The organism is Salipiger sp. HF18 (assembly GCF_011806505.1).
GTDB lineage: Bacteria > Pseudomonadota > Alphaproteobacteria > Rhodobacterales > Rhodobacteraceae > Salipiger > Salipiger thiooxidans.
Window position 1 is genome coordinate 1 of sequence record NZ_JAATOS010000150.1, and the last position, 8,530, is coordinate 8,530.

The following is an 8,530-nucleotide window of genomic DNA, read 5'->3' on the forward strand; positions in this document are numbered from 1 at the left end:
TCGGCGCGCCGGGCTACGGCGACCTGACGCTGCAGCCCCGCATCGCCGCCGCGCGCGAGCTGCGCGCCAACCGCCCCAGCCAGGCCGAGGCCGAGGCACAGCTGCCCGCCACCGCGCCGGTCGAGGCGCCCGAGGACTACCTCGCGCTGGTGACCCGGCTGCGTGAGGCGGTGCGCACGCGCCCCGACGACATCCAGGGCCACGTGCTGCTGGCCCGCTCCGAGGCCGCGCTCGGCAATTACGCCGCCGCCTATGACGCGCAGCGCCGGCTGATCGAGCTCAAGGGCGAAAGCGCCACCGCGGGCGACTACGCCGATCTCGCCGACATGCTGGTGCTGGCCGCCGGCGGCTACGTCTCGCCCGAGGCCGAGACGGTCCTCGACGAGGTCATGGCCCGCGATCCGCAGAACGGCGTCGGCCGCTACTACGGCGGGCTCATGATGGCGCAGACCGGCCGCCCCGACACCGCCTTCCGGCTCTGGGACCGGCTGCTGCGCAACAGCCCCGCCGATGCCCCCTGGGTGGCACCGATCCGCGCCCAGATCGGCGACCTTGCGCTCGCCGCCGGGGTCAACGACTACCAGCTCCCCGACGCGGCCCCCGCGCAAACCCAGCCCCCCGCCCTCGCCGGCCCCACCGCCGGCGACGTCGAGGCCGCGTCCGAGCTTTCCGGCACCGACCGCCAGCAGATGATCGAGGGCATGGTCGACCGGCTCGGCGAACGGCTCGCGACCCAGGGCGGCAGCCCCGAGGAATGGTCCCAGCTGCTGGGCGCGCTCGGCGTGCTCGGCCGCACCGACCAGGCGGCCGAGATCTGGCGCGAGGCCCAGACCATCTTTGCCGGCAACCCGCAGGCGCTCGACACCGTGCGTCAGGGGGCGGCCCGCGCCGGAGTGGCAGAATGACCTCCCGTGCTTCATCTTGCCAGGTAAACTCCGGGGGAGTCGCACAGCGACGGGGGCAGAGCCCCCTCCGGCGCCGGAGGACCGCGCGATGATCCACGAACAGATCGAGGAGTTCGCCGCCACCCTGCCGCCGCTGCGCGCGCTCGCCGGGCTCGACCTCGGCACCAAGACCATCGGCGTGGCGCTCTCCGACCGGCTGCTCACCGTGGCGACGCCGCTCGAGACGGTGAAGCGCAAGAAGTTCACCCAGGACGCCGCCCGCCTCGTCGAGATCCTGCGCCAGCGCGAGATCGCCGGCGTGGTGCTCGGCCTGCCGCGCAACATGGACGGCTCCGAGGGCCCGCGCTGCCAGTCCACCCGCGCCTTCGCCCGCAACTTCAGCCAGCTCTGGGACGGGCCGATCACCTTCTGGGACGAGCGCCTCTCCACCGTCGCCGCCGAACGCGCATTGCTCGAGGCCGACACCTCGCGTCGCAAGCGCGCCGAGCTCATCGACCACGTGGCCGCCTCCTACATCCTGCAGGGCGTGCTCGACCGGCTGCGCAACCTGAGATCCGCCTGATGAGTCAAGCGCCCGGCGCCATCGAAAGCCCCTGCACCGGCGTCTGCACCATCGCGCCCGCGGCCCGGATCTGCCGCGGCTGCCTGCGCAGCATCGACGAGATCACGCAATGGGCGCGGCTGACTCCGCAGGCCCGGCGCGAGATCATGCGCGACCTGCCCGCCCGCGCCCCGCTGCTCGACGACTGAAGCGCGACGACGGGCCTGCCGAAAACCGGCCCAGACCCCGTCCGCCGGTCAGAAGAACGACTTGCGCAGCATATTGGCGGCCACCACGAGGATGAACACGGCAAAAGTGCGCCGCAGGGTCCGCTCCTCGACCGCATGCGCCAGCCGCGCGCCCAGCGGCGCCGTGATCAGCGTCATCGAGATGGCGACGGCGAAGGCGCCGAGGTTCACCGCCCCCAGCGTCAGCGGCGGCCGCACCGCCTCGGGGATCTCGACAAAGAAGAAGGCCAGCACCGAGGGCAGCGCGATCGACAGTCCGAAGCCCGCCGCTGTGGCAACGGCTCGGTGCATCGGCACCGAGCAGAGCGTCATCAGCGGCACCGCGAAGCTGCCGCCACCGATCCCCATTAGCACCGACAGGAACCCGATCCCCGAGGCGATGAGCTCGCGCAGCCCCGCCCCCGGCATCCGGTCCGACAGCCGCCAGCTGCGCCGGCCGAAGGCGAAGTAGAGCCCGATGACGATGGCCACGCATCCGAAGAGCGCCTGCAGGAAGGCCGAGTCCAGCCGCGACACGGTCAGCACACCCACCAGCGCACCCAACGCGATGCCCGGCGCCCAGCGTTTCAGGATCTGCCAGTCGACCGCGCCCTTGCGGTTGTGCGCCGCCACCGAGCGGATCGAGGTGACGATGATGGTCGCCAGCGACGTGGCGAGGCAGACCTGCATGAGCTGCGGGCTGCCGTAGCCGAGCGTCTCGAAGGTGAAGAGGAAGGCGGGCACCAGCAGGATGCCGCCGCCCACCCCGAGCAGCCCCGCAATGAGCCCGGCAAAGGCGCTGGACGCAACGAGCAGCCCCACGAGGGGCAGGAGAGTCGGGAGTTCGGGCAACGTGGAAGCCTTCCAGCTGGTATACCGGCCGCTTAGACCCCTGCCCGTCCGGCTGCAAGCCCCCCCCCCGGGGCCGGGTCAGGCCACTTCGATCCGCCCGCGCGCGGCCTTGACGCCCTCGGGGCCGGCACCGTCCCGCGCCGCGTGCCCGACTGCAAGCCTCGGTCCCGGGCCGAGCCCCGCAGTCCGCGCTCAGACGGCGACCTCGATACTCCATCGCCCCTCAACGAGGTCTGGCGCGGAACCGTCCGGCGCCCGGCCCAACCGAAAGCCCCGGCCGCAGGCCAGACGCCCGGGCCGAAGCTCAGGCGGCGACCTCGATCCGCTCGAGCGCCGCCTCGACGACCTCGGGGCCGGCACCGTCCCGCGTCGCCCGCTCGGAGAGCACCCGCCGCCAGCCGCGCGCGCCGGGTCGTCCGGCGAAGAGGCCCAGCATGTGCCGCGTCACCTGGTGCAGCTTGCCGCCGTCGCTCAGGTGGCGCTCGATATAGGGCAGCATGGCGCGGGCGATCTCCTCGGGCGACGGCGTCTCGCGTTCCTCGCCCCAGATCCGCGCGTCCGCTTCGGCGAGGATGTCCCACGGCTGGTGATAGGCAGCGCGCCCCACCATGACGCCGTCGAGCCCCTCGTCGAGCAGCTTCTCCACCGTCCCGAGGCTTTCGACGCCGCCGTTCAGCGACACGTGGAGGTCCGGAAACGCTGCCTTCATCTCGTGCACGATCGCGTAGTCGAGCGGCGGGATCTCGCGGTTTTCCTTGGGGCTCAGCCCCTGCAGCCACGCCTTGCGGGCATGGATCGCGATCCGCCGGCATCCGGCCCCGCGCACCTTGTCGATGAACGCGGGCAGCACCTCACGAGGCTCCTGGTCGTCGACGCCGATCCGGCACTTGACCGTGACCTCGACCGCGGTCGCTTCCTGCATGGCCGCAACGCAATCGGCCACCAGCTCCGGCCTCTTCATCAGAACTGCCCCGAAGGTTCCCGACTGCACCCGGTCCGAGGGGCAGCCGCAGTTGAGGTCGATCTGGTCATACCCCGCCGCCCCGCCGAGCTTGGCCGCCTGCGCGAGCTCGTCGGGATCCGAGCCGCCGAGCTGCAGCGCCACCGGGTGCTCCTCGGGGTTGAAGTCGAGCAGATGCACCGCCCCGCCCCGCACCAGCGCTGGCGCCGTGACCATCTCGGTATAGAGCAGCGCATTGCGCGACAGCAGCCTGTGCAGGTAGCGGCAATGCCGGTCGGTCCAGTCCATCATGGGCGCCACAGACAGGCGGGCAGCCGTTGATATGCCTTGTTTTTCAATTTTATCAGACACTTATCTTCGCCTCGCCTTCGTCTCGTTCCGGCCTGTTCTGTACCAAATACACCGATTTCGACGCCGGACTTGGTACAATGTACCAAATAGGATTCCCATGTACCAAGTCAGGAGGTCATCATGGGCTCGATCAGTATACGCAAGCGAAAGGATGGCAGCAGCGGCTACCTTGCGCACCTGCGAGTGATGCGAGAAAGAACCTCCTAACATGAGACGAAGACCTTTGACAGACGCCCTGCGGCCACCGCCTGGATAGAGAAACGTGAGAAAGAGCTAGCAAAGCCTAGTGCGTTGGAAGGCCTGAACGTCTCCGACCCTCTGCTGTCCAAAGCGATCGAGCGCTACTCCGAAGAGGCCGTAAAGGAAATCGGTCGCACAAAGGCGCAGGTTCTCAGGACCATCGCGACCTGTCGTCTGTCTCAGGGCCATGCCAAACAACACCTTCATTGTCGGGCACGACTGGATGGCGGCGTCGCTGCAGGTCCGCTGCCGTCCACGCCTGCCTGTCGGTACGGCATCCCAGCTCATGGTGGGACCGAACCAACCTCTCGTGACATTGCTGCGCAATGCACTGACGGTCAACGGATCGTCAGAGAGCCCCGGCGCTTGAGCGCTTCATTGCAGGCAGGCCAGTTCCTGGTCCTGTAGGCTGGGGGGGGCTCATGAATCCCACCTACCACTCTGGATTCACAAGATGAATCGCTCACGAGATTTGTACAACAGAGCCCCTCTCCACCGAAAACGGCGTCTTGCAGACCACCGCGCTCTCAATCCGGAATGGCCGGATAGCGGCGATCTGGATAGTGAGGAACCCCGAAAAGCTCCAACACCTGCGCTCGCGCGGTTAGACGCAGAAAACTGTCGCGCACGGTGCCTGCTATGTAGCTGATGACGTACGATCCCCCCATATCGGTCGATCAGCCACTCTGGTCTGCTATCGTGGCGCTATCGAATGTCGTGGAAGGGCTCGAAGCGGCGCTGCGGCGGACAGCGAAACGCGGTTGGCGGAGGCACATGGAGATCCAGGCCCTGACCGGACCTTCGGCGGGAAGACCGACGCCACGATAAGACTTACCCTACGTAGCCATGCGCACGTGTGGCATCCCGTCGAGGGAGGGAAATCCGCCCGGACTTTCCTCACTGTCAGATTTGTCGCCGCTGCATCTCGCGATGACAGCAGCAACAAACCTTGGACAAACCAGGCTTTCGCGACGCTACGCGCAAAAGCCTGACGTGTCCGGATACACCCATGGCCCGTTCCTGCCTGGGGACGGATAGCGTTTAACCCGTCCGGCGCTCTACGCCTGCCGTCACCTCGACGGTCACGTGCTCCATCCCGGTCGTCTCGCGCACGCGGCCTTTCACGGCGCGGCGCACGTCGTCCGCCACCGCGCCCGGCGCGAGCTCGACCTCCAGCGTGGCCATGGGCCGCTCCTGTGTGATCGACCAGGCGTGGACGTGATAAGCGCGGGCCACGCCGGGCAGCGTGGCTTCCAGGTCGGTCGCGACGGCGCGGGCGTCGAAGCCCGCCGGTGCGCCTTCGAGCAGGATGTGGCCGCTCTCGCGCACCACGGACCACGCCGAGCGCAGGATGATGAGAGCAACCAGCACCGACAGGATCGGGTCGATGGGGGTCCAGCCTGTCCAGATGATGATGAGCGAGGCCGCAATCGCCGCGACCGAGCCGAGCAGATCTCCCATGACGTGCAGGGCGGCGGCACGGACGTTGAGGTTGTCGCCCTCCGCGCGGCTGAGCACCCAGAAGGCCAGAACGTTCACCACGAGCCCTCCCACGGCGACCCAGAGCATCATCCCGCCCAGCACCTCGTGCGGATCGCGCAGGCGTTGGATGGCCTCGACGACGATCCACCCCGCGATGGCGAACAGCATGACCCCGTTCACGAAAGCGGCCAGCACCGAAAATCGGTCGAAGCCGTAGGTCCGCTTCCAGTCCGCCGGTCGCCGCGCCAGCCGGAAGGCGAACCAGGCCAGCAGGAGCGAGGCGAAGTCCGTCAGCATGTGTCCCGCGTCGGCCAGGAGCGCGAGCGATCCGGAGATGAGCCCGCCGATGACCTCGGCCCCCATGAAGCCGCCCGTCAGGGCTGCGGCGATGAGGATGGCGCGTTCCTTGGACCGGCGCGCCTCGGGCGTGTCATTTGCCGAGAGGGTCGGGCCGTGCGAATGCCCCGCGTGTCGATGTGGGTGGCTGTGCCCATGCACGTGTGCATGATCGTGCCCGTGACTGTGATCGTGTCCCATCACCGCCCCTCCGCCCGAAGGCCCTTGTCAGCCGGGCGCGCGACGCGGGCGTTTATCCCGTGGTGGATTTTGGGGGCATCGAAGCCCGGCAGGTCGGGGCTGCGGAGGTGTCGGTCGGTCATGGCAGTGCTCTTGATTCGTTTCGTCCCCATGGCAGATACGATCTACAGCGACTGTAGCTTCAAGGGATAATCGCGATGCAGGGCCATTCCATCGGTGCGCTCTCCAGGCGCACGGGCGTGAAGGTGACGACGATCCGCTACGATGAGGGGCGTGGTCTTTTGCCCGATCCCGGCCGCACGGGCGGGGGGCAGCGCCGCTATGGCGACGCCGAGCTGGACCAGTTGTCCTTTATCGCCCATGCCCGGCAGCTCGGTTTCGACCTCGACGCCATTGCCGAACTGATCGCGTTGCAGGAGACACCCCATGCTGCCCATGGCGCCGCGCACCGCATCGCGAAGGATCGGATTATCGAAATCCCTGATCGGATCGCGCGGTTGCGGCGGCTGGAGGCTGAATTGGTGCGCGTTGTAAAGACCTGTGACGGTCAGTCCGATGGGCAACCCTGCCGGGTGCTGCACGCCCTGGCCGATCATCAGGCGTGCGAAGGCGAGCACTGAGACCTGCTTGAGATCACAAGGAGGTTTGAAGGTGAACACGTCGCGTGTCGGGGCGCGGGCCACGCCGGAGCATGCGCCAAGCGGCGATTGTGGACGACACTCGGTAGCTCCGATCGCTCTTCCCTACCGTGAACGGTTCCGCTCGAGCAGATAGCGGCTTGGTGGCTTGCCGACCATCTTTCGAAACATGGTCACGAAACTGCTGGCGCTTTCATAGCCGAGATCGATGGCGACGGACTGAACCGACTGACCAGCGCTCAGCCGCCGCAAGGCAAGCACGATATGCAACTGTCGGCGCCAGCGGCCGAAACTCATGCCCACCTCTTCGGCCAACAAACGGCTCAGGCTGCGCTCGCTGAGCGCGACGCGGGAGGCCCACTCCGCGACGCTCGCGTGATCCGCAGGCGCCGCGATCAACAGGTCGGTGAGCTTCTTCAGGCGCGGATCGCCGGGGATGGGCAGGCAGAGATCCTCGACCGGTGCCGCAGCCAGCTCATCGAAGAGAACGGACACGATCCGGCCATCCGGACCGTCGACGTCGTAGAGGTCTGGCAGAGCGTTCGCCCGCAGCAGCAATTCGCGGAAAAACCGCGACACCGTGATCGTGCAGCAGTCTTTCGGCAGGTTCGCGGAGTCGGGAGGATCAATGAAAAGAGAGAGACACTCCACCTCGCCCGAGCCGAAAACGGAATGGGGCAGCCCGCCGGGAATCCACACGGCGCATTGCGGCGGTACGATCCAGACTGCGCCGTCGACCTCGCAATTGACGACGCCCCGCACCGTGAAGAGCAGTTGCGCCTTTTGGTGGTGGTGCCGGGGCGATTGCTCCAGGGCATCAAGGGTGGCGACCGCGTTGGCTGCCACCAGCGCACGCGGGATCTCGTCGACATAGGCAAGCCAGTCGCGACGGACGTCCAGATACATCTCAGACCTCGGCATTCTCAGATCAGGCCGGATTGAAACATATCGTGGCAGGGTTGCGCAATGACGCCACGTGCCGGCTGGCGTATTGCTGTGAGGCAGAGGCGGCCGGCGGATCTTGTGATCGCGCTCCGTCGCTGGAGGGGCAGAGCTGACCTGCCCGACACATAGGCACAGGAGTTTCCACGTGATCGACAATGCCCCGGTCAAGCTCGCGCTCGCATGGCTCATCCCTGCAGTTGGCGCCGCACTCTTTGTCACGATCCAGTGCTTTTCCTATCTGAACGTCTATGTCGGCAGCGGCGGAACGATGCAGGCCATGACGTTCGATCCCGCCGCCTTGTGGGGCGTGTCGATTTTCTACGGCGCCTGGGTCCTCCCGCCCTTGCTGGCGCTGGCCGCAAGGCGCGCGACCGATTGGGCGATGCTCGTCCTCGGCGGTCTGCTGTTCGTCATGAGCACGCTCGCTGGCATCTTCGATGGCGTGCGCGATGGCGGCCATCTCGTGGGTCTGGAACTGCTGGCTGTCACGCTGCCGGGCGTGGTCGCGCTTCTCTTTACATGGCAGCACATTCGTTCGACCTGAAACCGTCCATTCTCGCTTGGAGAAGACACATGCCCTTGGATATCAGGAATTTTCCGCTCGTCTGGATGAACTATGACGAAGCGCCCGATCACGACCACGACGAGGATTTCGAGGCACTCGAGGCGTGCTTCAGGCGCGGCGCACCGTTCGTGATCCTGAGCGATAATGCTCCGACCGAAGACGAAGAGCACGATCATAGCCAGGAAGAAAGGAAGCGCACAGCGCTGTGGATGAAGAAGCACAAGGCCGAATTGCGGACGCTGGTGCGGGCGATGATCGTGATTGAGCCGAGCGCCACCAAGCGTCT

The 8,530-nt window shown here is 67.1% G+C and carries 10 protein-coding genes and 1 pseudogene; 6 read left to right on the forward strand and 5 right to left on the reverse strand.

Features of this window, described 5'->3' with window-relative positions; all coding sequences use genetic code 11:
* From HC022_RS13620 to HC022_RS13630, 3 genes are all read left to right on the forward strand, one after another.
* Nucleotides 1–905 (forward strand): c-type cytochrome biogenesis protein CcmI (locus tag HC022_RS13620; protein ID WP_167452804.1); only part of this gene is annotated, 905 nt, incomplete at its 5' end.
* A gap of 88 nt (nt 906–993) precedes the next feature.
* On the forward strand, nt 994–1,467 hold the full coding sequence (gene ruvX, locus HC022_RS13625; protein WP_167452805.1) for a Holliday junction resolvase RuvX: 474 nt from the start codon (nt 994–996) through the stop codon (nt 1,465–1,467).
* Complete coding sequence (locus HC022_RS13630) at nt 1,467–1,655, forward strand: DUF1289 domain-containing protein (protein WP_008885464.1); 189 nt, start codon at nt 1,467–1,469, stop codon at nt 1,653–1,655. The genes ruvX and HC022_RS13630 overlap by 1 nt, the downstream gene beginning before the upstream one ends.
* Nucleotides 1,656–1,703: 48 nt before the next feature.
* Here HC022_RS13630 and HC022_RS13635 read toward each other — a convergent pair whose 3' ends face one another.
* The 4 genes and pseudogenes from HC022_RS13635 to HC022_RS13650 form a co-directional block, all read right to left on the reverse strand.
* Nucleotides 1,704–2,525 carry a sulfite exporter TauE/SafE family protein gene (locus HC022_RS13635; RefSeq protein ID WP_167452806.1) on the reverse strand — a complete coding sequence of 274 codons (822 nt, stop codon included), beginning with the start codon at nt 2,523–2,525 and terminating at the stop codon, nt 1,704–1,706.
* A gap of 304 nt (nt 2,526–2,829) precedes the next feature.
* Nucleotides 2,830–3,837, reverse strand: a complete 1,008-nt coding sequence (gene dusA / locus HC022_RS13640) for a tRNA dihydrouridine(20/20a) synthase DusA (RefSeq protein ID WP_167452807.1) — start codon at nt 3,835–3,837, stop codon at nt 2,830–2,832.
* Between the two features lie 405 nt (nt 3,838–4,242).
* Nucleotides 4,243–4,505 (reverse strand): annotated as a pseudogene (locus tag HC022_RS13645) (transposase); the annotation flags it as partial.
* Between the two features lie 613 nt (nt 4,506–5,118).
* Nucleotides 5,119–6,096 (reverse strand): cation diffusion facilitator family transporter, encoded by a 978-nt coding sequence (locus tag HC022_RS13650; RefSeq protein WP_167452808.1) that lies wholly within the window; start codon nt 6,094–6,096, stop codon nt 5,119–5,121.
* Nucleotides 6,097–6,293: 197 nt separating this feature from the next.
* Between HC022_RS13650 and HC022_RS13655 the strand changes: the two genes are divergently transcribed.
* Nucleotides 6,294–6,716, forward strand: a complete 423-nt coding sequence (locus HC022_RS13655) for a helix-turn-helix domain-containing protein (protein ID WP_167452809.1) — start codon at nt 6,294–6,296, stop codon at nt 6,714–6,716.
* A 123-nt stretch (nt 6,717–6,839) separates the two neighbouring features.
* On the opposite strand, the gene HC022_RS13660 is transcribed toward HC022_RS13655, so the two are convergent.
* Nucleotides 6,840–7,640, reverse strand: a complete 801-nt coding sequence (locus HC022_RS13660) for a helix-turn-helix domain-containing protein (protein WP_167452810.1) — start codon at nt 7,638–7,640, stop codon at nt 6,840–6,842.
* Between the two features lie 184 nt (nt 7,641–7,824).
* On the opposite strand from HC022_RS13660, the gene HC022_RS13665 reads away from it, so the two are divergent.
* Both HC022_RS13665 and HC022_RS13670 read left to right on the forward strand, forming a co-directional pair.
* The gene (locus HC022_RS13665; protein ID WP_167452811.1) at nt 7,825–8,223 is read left to right on the forward strand and encodes a hypothetical protein; all 399 of its coding nucleotides are present in this window, start codon (nt 7,825–7,827) and stop codon (nt 8,221–8,223) included.
* A 29-nt stretch (nt 8,224–8,252) separates the two neighbouring features.
* On the forward strand, nt 8,253–8,530 hold a 278-nt coding region (locus HC022_RS13670), incomplete at its 3' end, for a hypothetical protein (protein ID WP_167452812.1).

Bases quoted from the DNA above. Each gene is read 5' to 3' on its own strand.
- ruvX (WP_167452805.1), top strand. From the start codon at position 994: ATGATCCACGAACAGATCGAGGAGTTCGCCGCCACCCTGCCGCCGCTG.
- HC022_RS13630 (WP_008885464.1), top strand. From the start codon at position 1,467: ATGAGTCAAGCGCCCGGCGCCATCGAAAGCCCCTGCACCGGCGTCTGC.
- HC022_RS13650 (WP_167452808.1), bottom strand. From the start codon at position 6,096: ATGGGACACGATCACAGTCACGGGCACGATCATGCACACGTGCATGGG.
- HC022_RS13655 (WP_167452809.1), top strand. From the start codon at position 6,294: ATGCAGGGCCATTCCATCGGTGCGCTCTCCAGGCGCACGGGCGTGAAG.
- HC022_RS13660 (WP_167452810.1), bottom strand. From the start codon at position 7,640: ATGTATCTGGACGTCCGTCGCGACTGGCTTGCCTATGTCGACGAGATC.